Origin of the sequence: Massilia eurypsychrophila, from assembly GCF_002760655.1 — a bacterium.
In the GTDB taxonomy this organism is placed as follows: Bacteria; Pseudomonadota; Gammaproteobacteria; order Burkholderiales; family Burkholderiaceae_D; genus JAFCUW01.
Genome location: NZ_PDOC01000006.1, coordinates 202,720 through 224,586 on the forward strand (window position 1 = coordinate 202,720; position 21,867 = coordinate 224,586).

Annotated in this window: 21 protein-coding genes; 7 read left to right on the top strand and 14 right to left on the bottom strand. The window is 65.6% G+C overall.

Annotated features, from left to right (window positions below):
- Positions 1-9 precede the first annotated feature (9 nt).
- Complete coding sequence (gene gspG / locus CR105_RS12650) at positions 10-450, bottom strand: type II secretion system major pseudopilin GspG (protein WP_099788812.1); 441 nt, start codon at positions 448-450, stop codon at positions 10-12.
- 314 nt (positions 451-764) lie between these two features.
- On the opposite strand from gspG, the gene CR105_RS12655 reads away from it, so the two are divergent.
- From CR105_RS12655 to CR105_RS12680, 6 genes are all read left to right on the top strand, one after another.
- Positions 765-1,265 carry a hypothetical protein gene (locus CR105_RS12655; RefSeq protein WP_099788813.1) on the top strand — a complete coding sequence of 167 codons (501 nt, stop codon included), beginning with the start codon at positions 765-767 and terminating at the stop codon, positions 1,263-1,265.
- A gap of 24 nt (positions 1,266-1,289) precedes the next feature.
- Positions 1,290-1,544 (top strand): hypothetical protein, encoded by a 255-nt coding sequence (locus CR105_RS12660; RefSeq protein ID WP_099788814.1) that lies wholly within the window; start codon positions 1,290-1,292, stop codon positions 1,542-1,544.
- 29 nt (positions 1,545-1,573) lie between these two features.
- Complete coding sequence (locus tag CR105_RS12665; RefSeq protein WP_099788815.1) at positions 1,574-1,768, top strand: hypothetical protein; 195 nt, start codon at positions 1,574-1,576, stop codon at positions 1,766-1,768.
- A gap of 478 nt (positions 1,769-2,246) precedes the next feature.
- Positions 2,247-2,846, top strand: a complete 600-nt coding sequence (locus tag CR105_RS12670) for a choice-of-anchor J family PEP-CTERM protein (RefSeq protein WP_229413920.1) — start codon at positions 2,247-2,249, stop codon at positions 2,844-2,846.
- Positions 2,847-2,875: 29 nt separating this feature from the next.
- On the top strand, positions 2,876-3,292 hold the full coding sequence (locus CR105_RS12675; protein ID WP_099788817.1) for a post-PEP-CTERM-1 domain-containing protein: 417 nt from the start codon (positions 2,876-2,878) through the stop codon (positions 3,290-3,292).
- 5 nt (positions 3,293-3,297) lie between these two features.
- The gene (locus tag CR105_RS12680; RefSeq protein ID WP_099788818.1) at positions 3,298-4,812 is read left to right on the top strand and encodes a PA domain-containing protein; all 1,515 of its coding nucleotides are present in this window, start codon (positions 3,298-3,300) and stop codon (positions 4,810-4,812) included.
- Positions 4,813-5,336: 524 nt separating this feature from the next.
- Here the strand turns inward: CR105_RS12680 and CR105_RS12685 are convergent.
- Positions 5,337-5,753, bottom strand: coding sequence for a hypothetical protein (locus CR105_RS12685; RefSeq protein WP_099788819.1), 417 nt, complete (start codon positions 5,751-5,753; stop codon positions 5,337-5,339).
- Positions 5,754-6,091: 338 nt separating this feature from the next.
- On the opposite strand from CR105_RS12685, the gene CR105_RS12690 reads away from it, so the two are divergent.
- Entirely contained in the window at positions 6,092-6,418 is a 327-nt protein-coding gene (locus tag CR105_RS12690; protein WP_131021751.1) for a hypothetical protein, read from the top strand.
- Here the strand turns inward: CR105_RS12690 and epsA are convergent.
- The 12 genes from epsA to CR105_RS12750 all read right to left on the bottom strand — a co-directional run bounded on the left by epsA (position 6,378) and on the right by CR105_RS12750 (position 21,865).
- Positions 6,378-7,238 (bottom strand): XrtB/PEP-CTERM-associated transcriptional regulator EpsA, encoded by an 861-nt coding sequence (gene epsA / locus CR105_RS12695; protein WP_099788821.1) that lies wholly within the window; start codon positions 7,236-7,238, stop codon positions 6,378-6,380. The two genes, CR105_RS12690 and epsA, sit on opposite strands and share 41 nt — an antisense overlap.
- Before the next feature lie 12 nt (positions 7,239-7,250).
- Positions 7,251-7,973, bottom strand: coding sequence for a winged helix-turn-helix domain-containing protein (locus CR105_RS12700; protein ID WP_099788822.1), 723 nt, complete (start codon positions 7,971-7,973; stop codon positions 7,251-7,253).
- Positions 7,974-8,251: 278 nt separating this feature from the next.
- The gene (locus tag CR105_RS28335) at positions 8,252-8,896 is read right to left on the bottom strand and encodes an NF038129 family PEP-CTERM protein (protein WP_180288179.1); all 645 of its coding nucleotides are present in this window, start codon (positions 8,894-8,896) and stop codon (positions 8,252-8,254) included.
- An 11-nt stretch (positions 8,897-8,907) separates the two neighbouring features.
- The gene (locus tag CR105_RS12710) at positions 8,908-11,937 is read right to left on the bottom strand and encodes an ExeM/NucH family extracellular endonuclease (protein WP_099788823.1); all 3,030 of its coding nucleotides are present in this window, start codon (positions 11,935-11,937) and stop codon (positions 8,908-8,910) included.
- A 232-nt stretch (positions 11,938-12,169) separates the two neighbouring features.
- Entirely contained in the window at positions 12,170-13,588 is a 1,419-nt protein-coding gene (locus CR105_RS12715; RefSeq protein ID WP_099788824.1) for a mannose-1-phosphate guanylyltransferase/mannose-6-phosphate isomerase, read from the bottom strand.
- Positions 13,585-14,751 (bottom strand): nucleotidyltransferase family protein, encoded by a 1,167-nt coding sequence (locus CR105_RS12720; protein WP_099788825.1) that lies wholly within the window; start codon positions 14,749-14,751, stop codon positions 13,585-13,587. The genes CR105_RS12715 and CR105_RS12720 overlap by 4 nt, the downstream gene beginning before the upstream one ends.
- 17 nt (positions 14,752-14,768) lie before the next feature.
- Complete coding sequence (gene galE / locus CR105_RS12725; protein ID WP_099788826.1) at positions 14,769-15,770, bottom strand: UDP-glucose 4-epimerase GalE; 1,002 nt, start codon at positions 15,768-15,770, stop codon at positions 14,769-14,771.
- Positions 15,771-15,811: 41 nt separating this feature from the next.
- Positions 15,812-16,534 carry a WecB/TagA/CpsF family glycosyltransferase gene (locus tag CR105_RS12730; protein WP_307189623.1) on the bottom strand — a complete coding sequence of 241 codons (723 nt, stop codon included), beginning with the start codon at positions 16,532-16,534 and terminating at the stop codon, positions 15,812-15,814.
- A 29-nt stretch (positions 16,535-16,563) separates the two neighbouring features.
- Positions 16,564-17,670 (bottom strand): non-hydrolyzing UDP-N-acetylglucosamine 2-epimerase, encoded by a 1,107-nt coding sequence (gene wecB, locus CR105_RS12735; protein WP_099788828.1) that lies wholly within the window; start codon positions 17,668-17,670, stop codon positions 16,564-16,566.
- Positions 17,671-17,697: 27 nt separating this feature from the next.
- A complete protein-coding gene (locus CR105_RS12740; RefSeq protein WP_099788829.1) occupies positions 17,698-19,623 on the bottom strand; it encodes a heparinase II/III family protein in 1,926 nt (641 codons plus the stop codon).
- Positions 19,620-20,690: a glycosyltransferase gene (locus tag CR105_RS12745; protein WP_229413910.1), complete on the bottom strand. Its 1,071-nt coding sequence runs from the start codon at positions 20,688-20,690 to the stop codon at positions 19,620-19,622. Before CR105_RS12745 ends, CR105_RS12740 begins: the two co-directional genes overlap by 4 nt.
- Complete coding sequence (locus tag CR105_RS12750; protein ID WP_099788830.1) at positions 20,687-21,865, bottom strand: glycosyltransferase; 1,179 nt, start codon at positions 21,863-21,865, stop codon at positions 20,687-20,689. The genes CR105_RS12745 and CR105_RS12750 overlap by 4 nt, the downstream gene beginning before the upstream one ends.
- Positions 21,866-21,867 lie beyond the last annotated feature (2 nt).

Here is a 21,867-nt window from a genome sequence, read left to right on the forward strand (position 1 = left end):
GGGCCCGTCCTAGTTGGTGATGTCGGCGGCGTCGCCGCTGCCGCCAGGCTGGCCGTCGCGGCCTAGCGAGAGGATCTCGTATTCGCCTTTCGCGCCCGGCGCGCGGTACTGGAACGGGTGGCCCCACGGATCGGGCGGCAAGGCCTTCTTCAGGTACGGACCGTTCCACTTGGCCGCGCCGCTGGCCGGCGCCGTCAGCAGCGCGGCGAGGCCTTCTTCGGTATTCGGATAGCGGCCGACGTCGAGCCGGTAGGTGTCGAGCGACTTTTCGAAGGCGCCGATCTGCGCCTTCGCGATCGTCACTTCGGATTTGCCCAGCTGCGAAAAATATTTCGGACCGACGTAGGCGGCCAGCAGGCCGATGATGACGATGACGACGAGCAGCTCGAGCAGCGTGAAGCCGTTGACATGCCGGCGACGCAATCCGCCCTGTTTGATTGCAAAATACATCAGACCGACTCCTGTTGCGCTGCATTGGTGCGAGCAGCCCCGCCCGGTGGGCAAAGCGCGATTTTGGCGTGCAAGGCTACCATGCCGTTCGCAACTTCGACAACTCTTCTTTATCGATACCGGCCCGCCGGCAACAGCGCTAGTTTGTCTAGAAAAATCGCCTGATCGGTGACGAAAAAATCAAGCTTTATCGATTGAAGTATTGACGAGCATATTGCCACTCCTACTATTTTCGGTGACACTCGGTAACGCGGCGCCGACCACCCGAAGGCATACCGTCCGGCAAATCCCCCCGCCCACACGAAGCGCAAGAGATGAATCGCCAACCGAACCGCGCCAGGCGCAACCGTGCGCACGCCATCGCCCGCCACCTCCTCGCTGCCGGCGTCGCCAGCGCCCTATGCCTCGGCGCAGCGCGTGCCGGCACGCCCGTCACCCTCGATTTCGAGTCCGTCACCAACGTCGTCAGTGGGACGCTGGCGCCCGGCGACACCGTGCACAACAGCTACGACGCGTGCTACCGGGCCGGCTTCAGGGTGCAAGTGCGTAACAGCGCCACCGCCGCGGCGCATGACCACGGCCTGGTCGGCGCGCGCATCGACGGCGGCGACCCGTTCGGCTGCCTGCTGGCCGCCCGCCCGGCCCACGACAGCAGGTACTTTGCGGGCCTGAACGACGGTGCGCTCGCTCTGTCGCGCAACGATCATCTCGCGTTCACGGTGGACGCTGTCAGGTTCGCCTTCATCGGTCTAACGGAGTCCGGCCCGGTCCAGCTGTCGCTCACCGGCACCCTGGCGGGCGGCGGCACGCTGTAGGTCAGCAACGATTTTCCCGGCCAGGTGGGCGGCGCCGTCCAGTTCGACCAGTTCGTGCTCGGCGCCTTCAACGCCGCCGCGCTGACCGGCCTGCGCATCGACGCCTGCCTGTACGTCGGCAGCGGCGCCTGCGTATTCGACCACATGACGACGCAGAACCAGGCCCAGTTCGCGATCGACAACGTGCAGCTGACGGCGGTGCCAGAGCAGGGCGCGCTGACGATGCTGATGGCTGGCCGGGCCGGCATCACGCTGCTGGCGCGCCACCGCGCCAGGTAGCGCCCTCCCCCACCTCAGGAACCGACGCCATGAACCTGCGCACCCATTCCCGACCATTCGCGTTCGCCATGCTGGCAATGCTGTTCAGCCTGGCCTCGCATCGCGCCGCGCGGCTACAACTGCGGCGCCCGCCAGCGGGGCTAAGCGGGGCGCCGGCGCGGGTGCGGCGCCTGACGTTCGGCAACCCAATCAGGCGCCTCGGCCTGCTGGCGGGCGCTCACTGAGCGCATCGATGTTGACCTGCTCGCGCACGGCATGCGGGCACGCCGCCCACGACTCTGCACTGCCCCCCTCGGTGGCCAGCAACTCGCGCGCAGAGGCCGCCACAGCGCCCTCACCATAGTATTTTTCGCCGACCAACCGGAAAAGCAATCGATTGCGGATCCGGTTTTTGCATCTTGTCAACACTCATAAAACATTCCCGTGTTCAAAAACAACATACAGCGATGCAACCTTACGAGCAGCTCTGATAGCCAAATCCGAATGAAATCGCCAGTTTTGGTGAGAAATATGAATTTTGCACGTTAATATTTTCCTCACAAGAATTGTTTCTGTTGATATAGTAATTAGCAACCGAACACGTAAAGTGTCAAATCGACAAAATTGATGCACCGGGCGTGGATAATTTTTCGACGGTAACTTCCCCACCTTCTACGGAGTCCTATAGCAATGATGAAGAAAACGCTTTGCGCCCTTGCACTGATGGGTATCGCAGCCACCGCCCAAGCCGGCTCAATCACTGTCGAAAGTTTCGATAGTGTGGCCGGGCTGGTCACCAAGGGATTCATTCTAAGAAATATTAGCACGCCGATGGGGGCCACGAACTGGTTCCAGGGTGACCAGAACATCCTCACCGCGCAGGCCGGCGCGCCCGACACGTATATCGCCGCCAACTTTAACAACGCCGCACCGGGCGGCTCGATCGACAACTGGATCATTACGCCAGAGTTTTCGACCCGGTATTCGGCCAACATCTCGTTTTTCGCCAGAGCCGAACTGTTAGCAGGCTTTAGCGATACCCTGTCGTTCGGCGGCAGCACCGGTGGCACCAACGCCGCCGACTTCACGCTGATGCCAGAATTCACCGTCAGCGGCGACTGGATGCGCTTCGACTACAACTTCGCGGCCACCGGCGCCGATACGATGGGCCGGTTCGCGATCCGTTACAGCGGCGCCGCCGACAGCGCCAACTACGTCGGCGTCGATACCCTGACGATCGCCGTGCCGGAGCCTTCGAGCAGCTTGATGATCGGCATCGGCCTGCTGGGCCTGATCGCCGCCTACCGCCGCAAGCAACACTGACCCCCGCTATCCGCCTCCAGGAGAACTTTATGAGCAAGAAAATCTTGACCGCCGCCGGCATCAGCTTCGCGCTGTTGGGCGCGATCGCGATGCCGACCCAGGCCGTTGCCGGCGACACCCACGCAGAGCCGATCACAGCGCAACACGACGACCACTTGACGGTCGTGCGCGATGCAGAGACCGGCAAGCTGCGTCCGCCGACCCCAGAGGAGTTCGCGGTCATGCAGCAAGCGCGGGCCGCCAAGGCGCGCAATTTCCGCGCTGCACCGCGTCCTGCGCTGCAGAAATACCACCGCAGTGGCGCCCGCGGCGCCCGCGTGTCCGACGAGTTTGAAGTGCTGTCGGTAGCCGCGAGCAAACCGGAATGCGCCGCCGACACCGCATGCGCTGACGTGAACGACGCCGCCGCCCGCCCGAGCACCGCCCTCAAGACCGAAACGGAGTGACCCCTATGCGTAAAATTAATTCCTTGTCGCTCAAGCGGACCCTGGTCGCTGCGGCCGGCGCGCTCGTCTGCCTCAGCGCGCAGGCGGTGACATCTGTCGTCGTCGCGCCAGCCAAAGCCACTATCATTATCAGCAGCCGCGATCCGGTAGGCTTCGGGTTCAACGACACGACCCCCGTTGCGCCGGTCGGCGGCAACCCGGGCACCACGCTCGGCGCGCAGCGCTACAACGTTTACCGCTACGTGGCCGACATCTGGGAACAGAACTTGCAAAGCCCGGTCGACATCAACGTCAGCGCCGGATGGGAAGCGCTCCCCTGCACCGCCAACAGCGCAACCCTCGGCAGCGCCAGCGCCTTTAACTTATGGCACGATTTTCCCGGCGGCGCGCCGGGCACCTGGTACCCGCAAGCACTGGCCAACAAGCTTGCCGGCGTCAACCTGAGCGCCGATACCCCTGACGATGGCTCAGGTTATGGCAACGTCGATATCAAGACCCAATTCAATATCAACCTTGGCAATCCCGATTGCCTCAGCGGCAGCGGATTTTATCTCGGCTTCGACGGCAAGGCGGGCGCCCAAGTCAACTTCGTCGCAACGTTGCTGCATGAACTGGGGCACGGCCTGGGCTTTTCGGTGTTGTCGGTGAACACCTCAAGCGGTCTGCGCATCAATGCCGAATATACTGCCTATACCACGACCGGCTTGCCGAGCATCTGGGAACGCTTCATGTACGACAACACGGCCAAGAAGACCTGGCTGACCATGACCAGCGCGGAACGCAAGGCATCGGCGATCAATCCGCTGCAACTGGCCTGGATCGGGCCAAATGTAGCGGCGGCCCAGGGCCTGCTGAAAGCGCAGCCGGCACTCGCCATCGCCACGCCGGCGCCGGGCGCGTCGGGCCTGTATCAGTACAACCCGTCGCCATTCGGAGCGGCGATCACGACGCCGTCGGCGCTCGGCAGATTGGCCGTGATTGCCGATCAGGCTGGCAGCCTCGGTCCGGCATGCGCCCCTTTCAACGCCGCCAATATCGCAGCGGTTGCCGGCAAGGTGCCGGTCATCAGCCGCGGCGGCTGCACCTTTGCCATCAAGGTCAAGAACGCGCAAGACGCCGGCGCGATCGGCGTGCTGCTCGCCAACAATGCGGCCGGTGCGCTCAATCCGGGCGGTGCCGACGCGACCATCTCGATCCCGTCGGCCGGCATCACGATGGCCGACGGCGACAAGCTCAAAGCGGCAGTGATCGCGGCGCGGCCATATGGTTCGCGCAGCGCGCCTGGCAGCGTGACGGCGACGTGGTCGGTTGACACCAGCCGCATCGCCGGCGCCGACGCCCAAGGCCGCCCGCTGCTGTACACGCCGAACCCGCTGATCGGCGGCTCGTCGGTATCGCACTGGGACGTCAGCGCGTCGCCCAACCTGCTGATGGAGCCAAATATCAGCTCTGACCTGGGCATCATCCTGACCGCGCCGAAAGACCTCACTGTGCCTTTGCTGAAGGATCTCGGCTGGTAATCGCGCACTGTCGCGAAAAAAGCTGCCTGAGTGATCGGGCAGCTTTTTTTTGGACTGCGCCACGTTCAGGCACAGCGATCGCCTCACCGTGGCGTTACGTCGTCAAGCCTCAGGGAGCGGACGCAGGCGCGGTTTGGCGGGCGCTGGAGCGGCGCGCAGTACACACGTGCCGGCACGGCACTGCGCGCCAGGATCGACAATGAATTGACACGGCGACGCTTTGGCTGGATCCATCAGTTCGGCACTACGTTGCTGAGCGTGACGCATCGCGAGCGCCCGCAACGGCCCCGCGGCGGCGGTCGCGCTTGAATAAGCCAGGTAGCGGTCCGGTCCACCGCAGGCGCTCGCGCCGATCGCCAGTGTCGTGCATTGCGCCGATTCAGTGCAGGCAGCAGCACCGACCATTGCATGGATCTGCGCAAGCGGCGTTTGCGCCGGCGTGACAGGCGCAGACGGGGCGCCAGGGCGCGCTGCATTGCAGGCCGAACACACGAGCAGAACGATCAGCGCTGGCAGCGGCGTTTTCACGTCGCGCCCGGCTGCCCGGTGCCCAACTGGCAGGCGCCGGCCTGGCACACGGCGCCGGGATCGACCGCCATCTGGCAGGTGGACGCCATGCCGGCAGCGGCCTGCTCGGCGCTGCGCTGCTGCGCGTACCGCTCGGCCAGCGCCAGCAGCGGCGCGGCCGGCGTCTTCGCGGCCGAATACGCCAGGTAGCCCTCCGGTCCGCCGCAGGCGCGCGCGCCAAGCGGGACTGTCTTGCATTGCGCCGAATCGGTGCAGGCAGCATTGCCGATCTGCGCGCGCATCTGCGCCGGCAGATCGTTCGCCGCGGCCGGCGCGACAGCAGCGAGGACGGCGGGCACGGTGGACGACGGCGCCGGGCCACCAGCTTTGCATGCCGCGCAGGCCAGCAGCAGGATCAGGGAAAGTTGTTTCATCGGCACATCATCGCGTGACGTGGGAGCGGGGTCAAGCGCGATTCAATTGGCGCAGCTCCGACGAACTGATCGGTGGCACACGATCGTGCCGAACAACCGGCGGGCCAATGATTGTCTCGCCACTGGGTTCTGTTGTTATGGGGAAACTGTTACAAATCAGTGTTCAAAATTTTCACGTAGGCTAAATCCTACAACCTGTACAGAACGTCGCGCATCCCGTCGACAATTCCTGTTCAACATCTCGCTTTTTTTCCTTACTTCCAAAAAAAGGATTGGCGCATGGAAAAATTCTTCAATACAATTGTTCTCCATTAAGGACGAGCTTGAAGAGACCAACCATGACATCTTTTGCCTTTCAATCATTGTTTGCCTTTGCCGCGCTGTCCCTGCTGACTGCATGCGGCGGCAGTGTGCCCCCGGAGCAAGCAGGCTTCACCAGCACCGCCTCGGTGGTTGCTCATAGCCCAGCCCCGGTGGCCGACTGCGAAGCGGAAGGCTGCAACCAGCCGCGCATCATCGATGGCTTGGCCGAACAGTACCGCTTCGGCGCGGTGCAGCAGCCGCAGCAGGAAGAAGCGGTCGAGCCGACCGTGGCGACCGAGCCGCTGACTGAAGTGGCCGCCGCTAGCGAGTCGGCGCCCGCCGCGCCCGCCCAGGCGTTGTAACACGGCGCTCGGCGGTGCCGCTGGCCGACAAGGCCGCGCCGCCCGCCGACTGCTCGAACAAGTGCAGCGACATGCAGCGCGACAAAGCGTGAGTGCGGTTACTCACTCCCAAGGTGCGGTAGATGCGCTGCAGGTGGTTCTTCACCGTCAATGCGCTGATGCCCAGAATGCAGCCCACTTCGTAGTTGCTCTTGCCTTCCCTCACCCAGCCCAGAATCTCCGTTTCACGCGCGCTCAGCGGGCGGGCGATGGTGTCGGCCGCGTCCAGCGCGGCGGCGCGCACGCCCGACTCCGACAGCCGCAGCAGCGCCATGTGCAGATGCGGCAGCAGCAACGCGAGGAAATACGCATGCCGCGTTGAGGGCGCCGCTTTCCAGCCGCACAGCGCAAACAACGTGGCCGCGCCCGCCAACCGGCCGCTGCCATGCACGACCAGGTTGTCGAAGCCGGCCAGCTGCAGCTCGCGGCGGAACAGCTCGAGCGTGGCGTCGCCGGCGCGGCGCCCGCCGCCGGTCAGCGCCGGCAGCCGGTCGCTGGCGCGGCAATGGCGCGCCAGCCGCAGCGCCAGGCCGTCGGCCGGATCGCACAACTGGCGCTGCACCGCCTCCCCCAGCACGCCGGCGTGCAGGCATTCGAGCCGCACCAGCGCGTCGGCGCCGTCGAACTGCATGCACAGCATTAACTGGTGCGGCAGCAAGGCCTGCAATTGTCCCTGGGTCCACAGATAGAACTGGCGCAGGTCGCGCACCTGCACCGACGCTTCGATCGCCCGCAGCAGGTATTCCTGCTCGAACTTGCTGAGGATGACGACCGGTTCCAAGCTGGCTCAGGCTCAGGCGGCGCTTTGCCAGCCCAGCTTGACGCGCGCGTCCCACGCGACGAAGCGGTAGCCGCTGCCGCGCACCGTTTCGATGTGCTCCTGGTGACCGCTGGCCTGCAAGGCGCTGCGCAGGCGGCCGACGTGGGCGTCGACGGTGCGCTCGCCGAGAAAGGCGTCGCAGCCCCATACCTTGTCGAGCAGCTGGGAGCGGGTGTGCACGCGCTCAGGATGATGCATCAGGAAGTTGAGCAGCCTGAACTCGACGCGGCCGAGGGTCAGCTGCTGGGCGCCCGCAGTGACGCGGTGCGTGCTCGGATCGAGCCGCAGGCCGGCCATCTGCACCGTGTCGACGGCCGCATGCGGCGCGCGCCGGCGCAGCAAGGCGTGGATGCGGGCAATCATTTCGCGCGGGCTGAACGGCTTGGTGATGTAGTCGTCGGCGCCCGATTCGAGCGCCAGCACCTTGTCCTGCTCGCCGCCGCGCGCCGACACCATGATGATCGGCACATCGCGCGCGCGCGGATGGGCGCGCAGCCGGCGGATCAGCGCGATGCCGTTCTGGCCGGCGAGGTCCCATTCGAGCAGCACCATTTCGGGCAGCGCGTCTTCGAGCGACTCGAGCGCGGCCTCGGCGTCCGGCACGCACGTCACCCGGTGGCCGGCGCGGTTGAGATTCAACCCGATCAGCTGCTGGATGGCGGGCTCGGCTTCGACGACGAGGATGTATGCTGACATAACGCAAACCTTGGCAAATGTATATTTACTGACAATACTGTGTGTGTTTCAACAACAATAATTCACTATGCACCAGGACTGCTTCCTTTGACAATACGATTTTGTTTGGCCATTCAGAGCTTTGCCAAATAAATAGTGGCGTAGCGGCCGTCCCCATTGGGGGCGAGCTGTTCAGCAACGCTGTTCGGCCGGATTTAAACCGGGCAAAAAAAAGACACATGTGTCGTTTCCGAGCACATGTGTCTTTAGTGAGGCGGGCACGTGGCCCGCGCGGGCGCTTAGGCCGTAGCGGCTTCCTCGGCGCGCGACTTGCGGCGGCGGGCGGTGAAGCCGACCAAGCCGAGGCCGGTCATCATCATCAGCATCGATGACGGCTCAGGAACGGCCGTTGCGTCGATTGCGGTGATGGTGGCAAAGGCTGGAAATTGGGCGCTCGTGACGATGCCCACGCCTGGCTGGACAAGGAAATTTGCCACGCCAAAGTTGGCGTCGCCAGCAAGACTGTTGAAGTTCGAGTCGAACAAATAAACGAACAAGTTGCTGGTGTCGATCCCGACCTCATCCATGAAAGCGCCGGTGAACGTGACGTCGAAGCTGAACATGCCGCCAAACGTCGCCTCCAAGTCGAGGAAATTGTCGGGGCCCGGACCATTGCCGATGGCGAAAACTCCAGGCGAGACGGCGTCGACGTTACCGGTGGTCGATGATCCGGTGACCAAACCGGTGACATTACTTACCTGGGCGGTCACTGGCCCGGCGGCGCCGAGGTTCGAGAATGCCAGGCTCAGGAAGCCGTTGCCGGTCAGAGTCGTCGTGTTGACGTCAACGCGAAAGCTGGTCGGGCCAGCGATGGCGCCCAGTGCAGTGCCGGCAAGAGCGATTGCAAGCAGGCATTTGCTGATGAAAGTTTTAGCGGTGGTCATTGTGGTTATCCTTAGAAAGTTCCAGAGTAAATCGTTGCAGCGTAGTTGATGCCAACTTTTGCCGGGTTGCTCAGTGTCAGCGTCAGAGTGACGGTCGCGCCAGGCGCTACCGAGGCGGCGCCAGCGGTGATGTACGGCACGCCAATCCGTTGACCGCTCGCGTTGGTGAGGGTGACGCCGGCCGGCAGGCCCGCGATCTCGACATTGAACGGGCCGGTCACTGGCGTGGCGCCCTTGTTGGTGAACGAGTAAGTGCCGTTGTACAGGCCGGTCGCGCGGTTCAGCACGAACGACGAGCGGGTGACCGAGAAGCTCGACGTCACATCGGCGAAGCTGCCCACCAAGTTCAGGCTGACCAGGACCGGGTCATGGTCCGACGCGCGGTACGCGTTGTTGACATACAGGTCCTGCGGCTTGCTCTCGAGGTTGTAGTCGATGATGCTTGGCTCGTCCGAGTTGTTGTGCCATTCGGTGGCGCCTACGACCTGGGCATCGAGCGACGGCGACGCCAACGCATGGTCGAGGTAGGCGCTGAGGCTGTCGAAGTTGTACGAGTAGACCACGCCGTTCGGGCGGCCGAAGCGCTCCAGTTCATTGACCATGCCAGTGCTGGTGAGCACGTGGATCGGGTCTTCGAAGCCGTGGGCGTTCATGTCGCCGATGACCAGCACGTCGTCGTCGCCGGAAACCCGCTTCACTTCAGGGATGAAGTACGTGGCCAGGCGCTGCGCCTGCGCGACGCGGGTGGCGTTGTGGCAAGCCTGGCCGTCGCCGAGGTCGGCATTGGCGCCGGAACCGCAGCTGCCCTTCGACTTCAGGTGATTGACGATGACGGAGAACTTGCCGCCGTTGTTGTTGGCCTTGAAGGTCTGCGCCAGCGGTGCACGGTTGTTGACGGCATCGCCATCGGACATCGGCGCGCCGACCGGGGTCACCACGTTCGGCTTGTAGATCATCGCCACGCGGATCGCGTCCGTGCCCCTTGCAGGCGGCAACGCCACGGAGGCGTAGGTGGTGAAGCCGGTCTTTGCATTCATCTGGTCGACCAGATAGTTGACCGCGACGTTCTCGTTGTTCTGGATCTCCATCAGGCCAACGACGTCGGCATCGAGGGTCACCAGTTCGTTGACGATCTTGTCGCGCTGACGGTTGAATTCGGTCAGATTATCGGCGCCGCGGCAGTTCGACGTACTGGCGCTGGTGCTGGCGGTCGGGTAGCAGCTCTGCCCGGTGGTGCCGAAGATGGTGGTGCCATTGGTGAACGTGGTGAAGAAGTTGAGCACGTTGGCGCTGGCCACGCGCACGTTGCCGGCGCCCACGGCCGGCGGGCCGGTACGCGGATTGCGGCGCACGATTTCAACGCCGTCCACCGAAGCGACCTGCAGTTTGTAGGCATTGTCCTGATTGCCGATCGAACCGAAATCGACCACGCCGACGACGTTTTCGACGGTGTCGCCGGCACGCACGGTGCTGTCGGCGCCGATGAACGGAATCGGGTTCGGCTGCACGAAGATGCCGTCGTCGAGCACGATCTGGTCGATCGTGTTGGCCACGGCCAGCGCGATCGCTTCCGGAGTGCCTGGACGATAGCGGTTGGTCGGGGTTTCGCGGCGCACCGAAGCGAGCGTGATTTCACCGCGGTTGCCGAGCGAGGCGACCGAGTTGATGACGAGCGACTGCGAGAAGCGCACCAGCATGCCCTGCACCCTGCCCAGATCCATCGGCATGGTGACGTTGGTCGGCTGGATCGGCGTGCCTGCGCCAACGCGGGTGATTGCGCTGACATTCGTAATTTCGGTATAGCTGAACGGCTGGCCGGCTGGCTTGTACTCGAGCACGGTGCCGGTCACGCGCACCACGTCGCCGACTGCCGCAGTGGTGGTGGCCGCGTAGATCATGATGCCGTCGGCTGTCTCCGGGTTGCCGTCGCCAGTCTGGTGCTGGAGGAAGAAGCCGGTGCCCGTGCCAGGGAACTTGTAGGTCAGTACGCCTTCGATCGTCTGCACGGTGTTGGCGTAAGGGCTGGTCGCGCCCGAACCCTGGATATCCATGATCGTCGGGTTGGCGACGGTTGCCGCTTGCACCGTCACAGTGACGTTGCACGTGGCCGTCTGGTTTTCGTTGTTGGCAAAGGTGACGCCGACCGGGTAGCTACCGTTCGCCACTGTCGAGGCGACATTCAGGCTGACCGAGGCGGACTGGTTGTCGCCGGCGGCAGCGCTGACGGCGCCGAGCGAGATGCCGCTGACGGCGCCGCTGGTGATGGTGGCGCCATTGACAATACTGTCCTCATCGCTTGCGCTGAGCGGACCGGAACCGCCGACGCCGCGCTGCACCGAGAATGCCGGGCAGCTGGCCACGATCGGCGCTTCGGTCGGCGGCGGCGTGATGACAGTGCCGCAGGCGGCGATGGTGCCGCTGTTGCGCGGGGCAACGGCGCCGACGGTGAAGTCGCCGGCGTTGTTGTTCTCGTCGGTACAGCCAGCAGCGAGGCGGCTGGCCGATGCCGTATTGCTGAGCGTGCCGGCAGGACCGCTGCCTTCGAAACCGTTGGTTGCAGTACCGTAACCGACCAGGTCAAGCACCATGGTGCCGGTTGGACTGGCGCCGGTCAGCACCGTGGTGCTGTTCACCAGTGCCACCTTGCCGGCCGAGCCGGACATCGCGATGGTGCCAATCTGGTCAGGTACCGGCGTCGTGCCGCCGACGGCAGCCTGCGATGCTTCGCCGACCAGGTAGTACTGGCCCGGCTTCAGTGTCACCGCGTTCAGGTTGGTGCGGTTGGTCCAGCTGGTGCCCGTGCTGGATGCATATTGCACGCTCCAGCCGGACAGTGACACGTCCTCGTTACTGCGATTGAACAGCTCGATGAAATCGTTGCGGTACGTTGCCCCGGCGTTGCCGCCGCCGCCGTACACCTGGCTGATCACGACCTTGGCGCCGGAGTCGGCGGCCAGCGCCGGCGCGCACAGACCAGCCAGCAAAGCGGCCAGCACGGTCAGCTGGCCGGGGGAATTAATCGATGCAACGGGCTTTTTCATTGAACTGTCCTGGTCGGTGGAGGTTACGAATCGAGTTGCGAAACTGGTATTGCCATGCAAGCGCGTATGTTAGCAAAAAGCATTGGTTATAGGCAAAATTGATAGTATGTGGACTCGGTGACAACATGATGACCAATGATTAGTCCGTTCGGCTCAATACGGCCGAGTTCGCTTGCCGCGGGCGCAAAAAAGGAGGCCGCAGCCCCCTTTTTCGTTTGATGCCGGCGCCAGGTCAGGCGCGCTGGTAGATATCCTCGAAGCGCACGATGTCATCCTCGCCGAGATAACTGCCCGACTGCACCTCGATGATATGCAGCGGCAGCTTGCCCGGGTTCTCCAGCCGGTGGTTCATGCCGATCGGGATGTAGGTCGATTCATTTTCCGACAGCAGCTTGATCGACTCGCCGCACGTCACGCGCGCGGTGCCGCTGACGACGACCCAGTGCTCGGCGCGGTGATGGTGCATCTGCAGCGACAGTTTTTCGCCCGGCTTGACGGTGATGCGCTTGACCTGGAAGCGGTCGCCGGCGTCGATGCCCTCGTAGTGGCCCCACGGGCGGTACACCTTGGTGTGGTGCAGGTGCTCGGTGCGCTCGTTGAGTTTCAGGTGATCGACCACCTGCTTGACGCGCTGCACGTGGTCCTTGTGCACGACCAGCACCGCGTCCGGCGTTTCGACGACGATCAGGTCCTGCACGCCGACCACGGCGACGATGCGGCTCTCGGCGCGCACCAGCGAATTGGACACGCCATCGAGGTAGACGTCGCCGCGCTGGCTGTTGCCTTCGGCGTCGTGCTTCTGCACGTCCCACAGCGCCGACCACGAGCCGACGTCGCTCCAGCCGATATCGGCCGGCACCACCACGGCGTGCTCGGTGCGCTCCATCACCGCATAGTCGATCGAGTCGGACGGACAGGCGTTGAACGAGTCTTCATGCAGCCGGCAGAAATCGAGGTCGCTGTAGCCGAGGCGCACCGATGCTTCGCTGGCGGCGGCGATTTCCGGGCAGAACACGGTCAGCTCGGCCAGGTAGCGCTCGGCCTTGAACAGGAACATGCCGCTGTTCCAGTAGTAGCCGCCGTCGCGCAGGAATTCCAGGGCGGTGGCGCGGTTCGGCTTTTCGACGAAGCGGTCGACCTGGTAACAGCCGTCGGAGCCGTCGACGGCGCCGGCGCGGTGGATGTAGCCGTAGCCGGTTTCCGGTCCCTGCGGCACGATGCCGAAGGTGGCCAGCGCGCCCTCCTCGACCATCGCGGCGGCGCGGGCGACCGCGGCGGCGAAGGCGTCGCGGTTCTCGATGACGTGGTCGGCCGGCAGCACCAGCATTACTGCCTGCGGATCCATGCGCATCAGGAAGTGGGCGGCGGCGGCCACCGCCGGCGCCGTGTTGCGGCCGCTCGGCTCGAGCAGGATGCCGAGCGGGGCGACGCCAATTTCACGCATCTGCTCGGCGACGAGGAAGCGGTGCTCGTTGCCGCACACCACCACCGGCGCCATCAGTTCAGGCCAGTCCGCCACCCGCAGCGCGGTTTCCTGCAGCATGGTCTTGTCCGACACCAGCGGCAACAGCTGCTTGGGCAGCACCGCGCGCGACAACGGCCACAGGCGGGTGCCGGCGCCGCCGGACAGGATGACTGGATAGATTTTCATTGGCGTTCTTTCTCTTGTTGGCTGGTAGCGGGGGCGCCTTCCTTGCGGCGGCGGCGGTTGCGACGGTCGCGCGCGTTGACCCATTCTTCGGAAGCGTAATCGGACACGTGCTTCATCTCACCGGCTCGGTCGACGCTGTATTCCTTGAAAACGATCATTTCATGCAAGCTAACGTCGGGTAACAGCCGAGTATACTCAAACAACACGCTGCGCACCACCTCCGCGCCTTCACAGATGTGGCTGCCATGGCCGATCCAGGTCGGCCCGACGATGTGAGCGCCCGCTTCGATGCGCGTGCCCGAGCCGATATACACCGGTCCCTCGATCGTGGTGCCGTCCCAGTCGATGCTGGTATTGAGGCCGGCCCAGACTCCCTCGCGGATCTGGGTGCCGGGCATGTCCATGTGCGCCACTTCGCCCGTCAGCACGTTTTGCAGCACTTCCCAATAGTCCGACATGGTGCCGATGTCGAGCCAGTTGAACGGGCGGCGCTGGGCGTAGAACGGCAGGCCGCGCTCGGCCAGCAGCGGGAACAATTCGGAGCCGATGTCGAACGGCACGCCGGGCGGAATCAGGTCGATCACTGCCGGCTCGAAGATGTAGATGCCGGTGCTGATGAAGTTCGAGCGGGCGTCGGCCTGGTCCGGTTTTTCCTGGAACTCGGTGATGCGCCCGTCGGCGTCGCTGACGACGACGCCGTAGCTCGACACCTTGTCCCACGGTACTTCTCGCGTGATGACCGACGCCATTGCGCCCTTTTGCTTGTGCTCGAACAGCGCCGCCGTCAGGTCGAGGTCGATCAGGGCGTCGCCGCACAGCACGATCGTGGTCTGGTCGAAGAAGCCGCCGAACTCCTGGATCTTCTTCATGCCGCCGGCCGAGCCGATCGGCATCGGCACCACTTCGCCGTCGTCCTTGGTGTAGCCTTCGAACGAATAGCCGATCCGCACGCCGAACTGGTCGCCCTCGCCGAAATAGTCCTCGATCTTGTCGTGCAGGTAGCTGACGTTGACCATGATGTCGGTCACGCCGTACTTGGCCAGGTGCTCGACCAGGTAGGCCATCACCGGCTTGCCCAACAACGGAATCATCGGTTTCGGTACATCGTAGGTCAGCGGGCGCACCCGCGTGCCCTTGCCTGCCGCCAGAATCATGGCTTTCATAATCGTCCTCGTGTCGTTTATTCTTTTGGCGTGGTCTGATAGCGCCAGGAATCGGCGCACATCTGGGAAATGTCGCGCGTCGCCGTCCAGCCCAGCTCGGCGCTGGCGCGCGCCGGGTCGGCATAGCACTTGGCGATGTCGCCAGGGCGCCGCGCGACGATCTGGTAAGGGACCTTCTTGCCGCTGGCCTGCTCGAATGCGCGCACCATTTCCAGCACGCTATTGCCGCGCCCCGTGCCAAGATTGTACGTAACTACCCCAACGGATGTCGCCAGCTTGTCGAGCGTCTTGACGTGGCCGAGTGCGAGGTCGACGACGTGGATGTAATCGCGCATGCCGGTGCCGTCCGGCGTCGGCCAGTCGCCGCCGTACACCGACAGCAGCTCGCGATGGCCGGTGGCGACCTGGGCGATGAACGGCACAAGGTTGTTCGGGATGCCCTGCGGCTCTTCGCCGATCAGGCCGCTCTCGTGGGCGCCGACCGGGTTGAAGTAGCGCAGCAGTGCGATGCGCCAGGTCGGTTCGGCGCGCGAGACGTCGCGCAGCATTTCCTCGATCATCAGCTTGCTGCGCCCGTACGCGTTGGTGGCCGACAGCGGAAAGTCTTCGGTGATCGGCACCGAAGCCGGGTCGCCGTACACCGTCGCCGATGAACTGAACACGAGCGTGGTGACGCCGAACTTTTGCATCGTTTCGAACAGCACGATGCTGCCGGTGACGTTGTTGTCGTAGTAGCGCAGCGGCTGAGCGACCGATTCGCCGACCGCCTTCAGGCCGGCGAAGTGGATCACCGCGTCGATGTTGTGCATGTTGAAGGCCGCTTCGACGGCGGCGCGGTCGCGGATGTCGGCCTCGACGAAGCCGACCGGCTTGCCGGAGATTTTCTCGATGCGCTCTTGCACGCCGCGGTCGGCGTTGCTCAGGTTGTCGAGGATGACCACGTTGTGGCCGGCGTTGAGCAGTTCGACGCAGGTGTGGGAACCAATGTATCCCATGCCGCCAGTAACCAGAATATCCATTGAATGAGTCGCTTTCTAAAGTGTGATGGACGGCGCCGCGCTCAGCGCCGCGCCGCTTCCTTGATCAGCAGCCAGATGAAGGCCATGTCGTCGATAAAATAGCGGCGGAACATGCGCCGCGGTTCTTGCAGGAAGCGGAAGAACCATTCCAGGCCCGCTTTCTGCATCCAGCGCGGCGCGCGCTTGACCTTGCCGATGGCAACGTCGAAGGTGCCACCAACGCCCATGGCGAACGGAATCTTCATGGCCGCCTGGTAGCGGCCGAGGAACTGTTCCTTTTTTGGCGAGCTGATCGCCACGAACAGCAGGTCGGCGCCGCTGGCGCGGATCTGCTCGACGACGGCCGCTTCTTCCTGTTCGCCGTTCCAGTAGCCGTTGCGCACGCCGGCAATGGCCAGCTGCGGATACTTGCGCAGGTACGTCTCGCGCACCGCCTGCACCACGTCTTCGCGCGCGCCGAGCAGAAACACACGCCAGCCCTTGCCGGCCGCGCGCGCCATCAGCGCTTCGAACAGGTCGACGCCGGCGACGCGCTCCTTGAGGGGTTTGCCGAGCAGGCGCGAGGCCCACACCACCGGCATGCCGTCGGCGTTGATCAGCGCGCACTCGTTGATGATGCGGCGCAGCTGTTCGTCGCGGCTGGCCTTGACGAGCTTGTCGACATTGACCACCACATGCTGGTGCGGCAGGCCGGAGCGGATGAAGCCTTCGATCGTGGCGAGCGTGTCCTCCATCGACAGATTGTCGATCTGACAGCCCATCATGGTGATCCGCTCGGCCATTTTTGAATGGCTTACGCCAGTTCGCGCGTCAGGATGGCAACGATGCGCTCGGCCGCCTTGCCGTCCCACAGGTGCGGGCGCTTGCCCTGCTTGCCTTCGCCGCGCAGCACTTTGCGCGTCTCGGCCAGGATCTTGACCGGGTCGGTGCCGGCGAGCACGTTCGAGCCTTCGTCGACCGTGACCGGGCGCTCGGTGTTTTCGCGGATCGTCACGCACGGCACGCCGAGCGCGGTGGTTTCTTCCTGCAGGCCGCCGCTGTCGGTGAGCACCACCGCCGCGTCTTTCCATAAGTTGAGGAAGGCCATGTAGGCTTGCGGGCCGGCCAGCGTGATGTTGGGACCCAAATCGATGCCGAACTTTGCCAGGTTGGCGCGGGTGCGCGGGTGCACCGGGAAGATCAGCGGCAGGTCGGCGGCGATTTCCTTGAGCGCGCCGGCGATGCGGGCAAAGTTGTCGGCTTCGTCGACGTTGCTCGGGCGATGCAAGGTGACGACGCCATAGCGGCCGCCATTTTCGGTCGCCGCCGCCTTGAACGCCGCAGTCTCAAAGCCGGACGTGTCGGCGCGGGTCAGCTTGTCGGCCTGGAACAGCACGTTGTCGACCATCACGTGGCCGACGTAGTGGATGGCCGAGTCGGGTTTGCCTTCGCGCTTGAGGTGGCCAACGGCGGCCGGCTCGGTGACGAAGAACCAGTCGGAGATGCTGTCGGTGACGAGGCGGTTGATTTCTTCGGGCATCGTCATGTCGCCGCTGCGCAGGCCGGCTTCGACGTGGGCGACGGGAATGTTGAGCTTTTTGGCGACGATCGAGCAGGCCAGGGTCGAATTGACGTCGCCCACCACCAGCACCGCGGCCGGACGCTCGGCGACGCACAGGTCCTCGAAGCCGATCATGATCTTGGCGGTCTGCTGGGCGTGGCTGCCGCCGCCGGCGGCCATGAACAGGTCCGGCTGGGGAATGCCGAGCTCTTCGAAGAAGACGTCGTTCATGTCGCGGTCATAGTGCTGACCGGTGTGGATGATCTTGAACGACAGCGTCTGCTGCGCCTGGAGCGCGCGTACGATCGGGGCGATCTTCATGAAGTTGGGCCTGGCGCCCGCAACCAAATAGATAAGCATTCTTTACACCTTCAGCATCAGCGTTCGTTAGAAAAACATAATTGTAATCCGGCACACTACCGGAACCCCGTCCGATTGTGTTGTTATTTTGAGAACATCACATGGCTCCCGGCTTTCGTAGCTGCGCGAGTACCACCCCAATGGTGGATTCTCGCAGCCCCTGACTAGTTCCAGCACCAGGTTAGATCCGCTCGCTTGCAAGTGCAATTCGAACGATTTGCCGCGCGCGCGCACGCCGCCGGCGACCAGCGCGACGTCGATTCCCGGGGCGAAATGCCAGAATTGCTCGATGCGATGAGGTTTCCTGGCGACCAGTTCGTCGCGCACCAGCAGGGTTGCCGCGGCGGCGTCGAACTGCACGTGGCGGGCGTGGCGCACCGGGTCGCGCAGGCGCCGGTAGCCGTCGTGCGAGCCGCTGAACTCGAACTGGCCGGGCGACTGCGGCATCTTGTCGATGCGGGCGGCGGCCTTGCGCGTCCACATGAAGCGCCCGCCGCTGACCGACTGGTCGACGCCGTCGACGCGCATCGTGTTGTGGGCGCAGGTGCCACGGAAGTAGTCGCGCCACTTCGGCTCCTGCCAGTACGAGTACGTGCCGGGGTCGACCAGGCATGGCTCGGCGCCGACCGACAAGGTGAGCGCCAGCGCGTCGGAGTGGCCGTGGGCGGCGATGCCCAGGTACCCAAGCGGGCCGCAATCGACCATGCCGAGAATTTCGCGCGCCTGGCCGAAGCGGCTGCCAAACAGCAGGTAGCCGCCGTCCGGGAAGGCCCAGGATCGCCGCGCGCCGAGGTCGGGCCTGGCGGCGCCGAACGCGTGCAGCAGCCAGCGCGCGCCAGCGCTGTCGGACGCGGCGTCGCCGAGCGCCAGCAGCTGCGCCGCGCGGTCCTCGCCATCGGCGCCGAGGCGAAGCACGATGCCGTCGTCGGCGTCGCCCACCATCGGCACGTGGCCGCCGGCATCGCGCACCGAGCGCAGGAAGCACAGCGCGCGTTCGAGCACGCGCCAGTAGGCGCCCGAAAAAGTCGGCCCGCACAGCGCGGCGACGAACAGGAATTCGGCACTAAAGACGTGGTAGGCGAAGGCCTGCTCGCGGTTGACGCCATCGGGCGAGAACTGGCGCTGCGCCTCGGTTTCGAGTTCGGCGATGGCGACCTCGCGCCAGCGCCGCGATGCGGGCCAGCATGGCCAGGTGACGGCGCCCACCAGCAGGCCGGCCAGTTCGCCGATCAGGTGGTTGTTGGCCGACGAATGGCGCGACAGGTGGCGCTCGATGCAGGCGCAATGCGCGTGGATGCTGTGCAGCCAGTCGGCGCGTAGGCGCTGGCCTTCGGCGCCGGCGAACAGCGCACTGGCGTCGCCGCCCAGCAGGCGCCACACCAGGCTCCAGTTGATCAGGCGGATGCCCAGCTCGAGTGAGCTGGTCCAGTTGGGGCCGACCAGCGGCGGGCACTGGTCGAGCCAGCCGCGCAGTTGCGCGGCCAGCGTGCGCAGGTAGACCGGATCGTCGGCCAGCAGCGCGGCCTGCGCCAGACGCGCCAGGTGCAGGTGGCGGTTCAGCTCCCACAGGTGCTTGATGTCGCCCACCAGCGCGCGGTCGGTGACGGCGATGTCTCCGCTGAATCTGGCCGGCGCCAGCACGCCGGTGGCGGGGTCGCGGTTCCATTCGGGGTTGGCGCCGACGTCGTACTCGCGGGCGGCGAACAGCACGACGTGGCCGGCGCAGATGCGGTCGGCCGCGCGCAGCAGCGCATCGGCCTCGCCGGGCGCCAGCGGCGGCGCGGCGCGCCTGGCCAGCTTCGCCGGCGTGGCCGCCAGGTCTTCGCGCGCGGTGCCAAGGAGGCCGCGCTTTTCCAGCATGGCGACGCCGGCCTGGCGCAGGCGGTAGCCAAGTTCGGCCGGCTGCATGCAGCGCAGCCGGTTGACCATCCATAACGCGCGGGCCGGCGTCATCGATCCAGCTCGCGGTACAGCGCCGCCAACGCCGCCATCGCCGCATCGGTACTGAAGCGCCGGGCGATGGTGGCGCGCGCGTTGTCGCCTAATTGCTGGCGCAGCGCACCATCTGCCAGCAGCGCTTTGAGCGCGGCGGTCAGTGCCGGCACGTCGCCGGGCGCGATCAGCAGGCCGTTGGCGCCATAGGTAATCGCCTCCGGGATGCCGCCGACGGTGGTTGCCACCACCGCCTTGGCCGCCGCCATCGCTTCGAGCATCGCCATCGGCAGGCCTTCAGCGTGCGACGGCAGGCAGAACACCTGCGCGCGCGCCAGCTCGTTCGCCCTGGCGGCGGCGTCGAGCCAGCCGGGCAGCGACACGTGCGCGTCGATGCCAAGGTCGATGGCGCGCCGGCGCAGCGCGTCGAGTTCGCCGACGCCGCCGATCACCAAGTGCAGCTGCGGCAAGGCCGGCGCCAGCGCCGCCACCGCCGCCAGCAGTTCGTAGACGCCCTTGCCGGCATCGGCGCGGCCGAGGAAGAGGATGCGGCCGGATTGCTCGCCGGCGCGGTCAAGCGCGGCCGGCAGCGGCACCGAGTTCGGCACCACCACCACGCGCGCAGCCGGCGCATACCCTCGCAGGAAGGCAGCCCAGCTGTCGGACAGCGCGATGACCACCGAGCTGCGCTCGAGCGTGCGGCGGATCCACCAGCGCAGCGCCCTGCCCGATTCGGCGCCGGCGAACAGGTCGAACTCGGCGCCGTGCAGATGGAAGATGGTGCGGCAGCCGGCGGCGCGGGCAATCAGCAGCAGCAGCGACTTGCGCGCAAAGCTGCCGCGCGAGGCGCAGTGGACATGCACCACCGCCGGCCGCGCGCGCATGCAAGCCAGGGCGGTGTGCCAGAACGCCGCCAGCGCGGCGGCTACCTTGACGCCACGCGAGCCGGCGCGGTGCGAGGCGAGGTAGCGCACCGATTCGCGTTCGAACAGGCCGCCGGCGCGCAGCACCTCGATGACCGAGGCGACGCCGCCGCGGCCGTCCGGCGCGGTGCCGATCATCAGTACCCGCGGCGCGCGCGGCTTCATGCCAGCACGCGCCGGTAGGTGGCGGCCACCGCCCGGCCGAGGATGTCGTAGCTGCGGTTGGCGGCCACCCACGCCGGGCCGCGGGCGGCCAGGCGGGCGCGCAGCGCCGAGTCGTCGAGCAGCGCGCGCACCGCGGCGCTGAACGGCGCCGCCTGCATCGGCGCCGACAGCGCCGCCCCGCTTTGCTCGATGACCAGCTGCTGGTCGGGGATATCATTGGCGACGCAGGCGATGCCGAGCGCCAGATACTCGACCAGCTTGGTCGGCGACGAGACGTCGAACAGGGCGCCGCGCGGGATCGGCGACAGGCCCACTTCGGCGCGCACCGCGTAGCCGAGCGCGGCGTGCTGCGCCAGCCAGCCGGTCAGCAGCACGTGTTCGCCCAGCGCGCGCGATGCGACCTGGCGGCGCATCCAGGCCATTTCGTCTGCCGAGGCGGCGTCGCCGGCGATCACCAGCAGCACGTCCGGCAGGCCGGCGCGCAGCAGGTCGACGACGTCGAGCAGGAAATCGGACTGGCGCGCCTGGCCGATGCGCCCGAGGTAGACGATGACGCGGCGCCCGTCGAGGCGCGCGTCGGACGACGGGGTGACGGCGGCGCGGTCGAACAGGGCCGCGTCAACGCCCATCGGCACGGCCGTCATGCGCGCCGGCGCGACGCCCTTTTGTGCGAGCGCGTGCGCCATCGCCTCGCTCTGCACGAAGATGTGGCGCGCGCCGGGCAGCACCAGCCGGTAGATCACCTGGCGCGAGACCGCCGCGCGCAGCGCATGGGCGGCCCAGCGCAGGCCGCGGCCGTGGCGGGCAATCTGGTCGCGCCGTTCGGCGAAGCCTTCGACGATCGGGAACGACATCCAGTAGATGAACGGGACGCCGAGCCAGGCTGCGGCGACGCGCCCGAGCAGGCCGCTGGCGACCTTGTCGCGCACCTGCACGCAGTCGACGCGGCCGGCGCGCCACAGGCCGAGCGCGTCCCAGAACGGGCTGAAGACCGCGGCCAGCACGCCATCGGCGCGTCCCATCACGTGCATGCGGCCGGCGCCCCAGTGGCTTGCGGCGCCCTGCCCTACCAGCTCGGTGGCGATGCCGTAGCGCGGCATCTCGGTGCCGAACAGCGCCAGTACGTCGGCCCGCGTGGGCGGCAGCGGATCGCGCAGGATGAAGCCGATGCGCATGA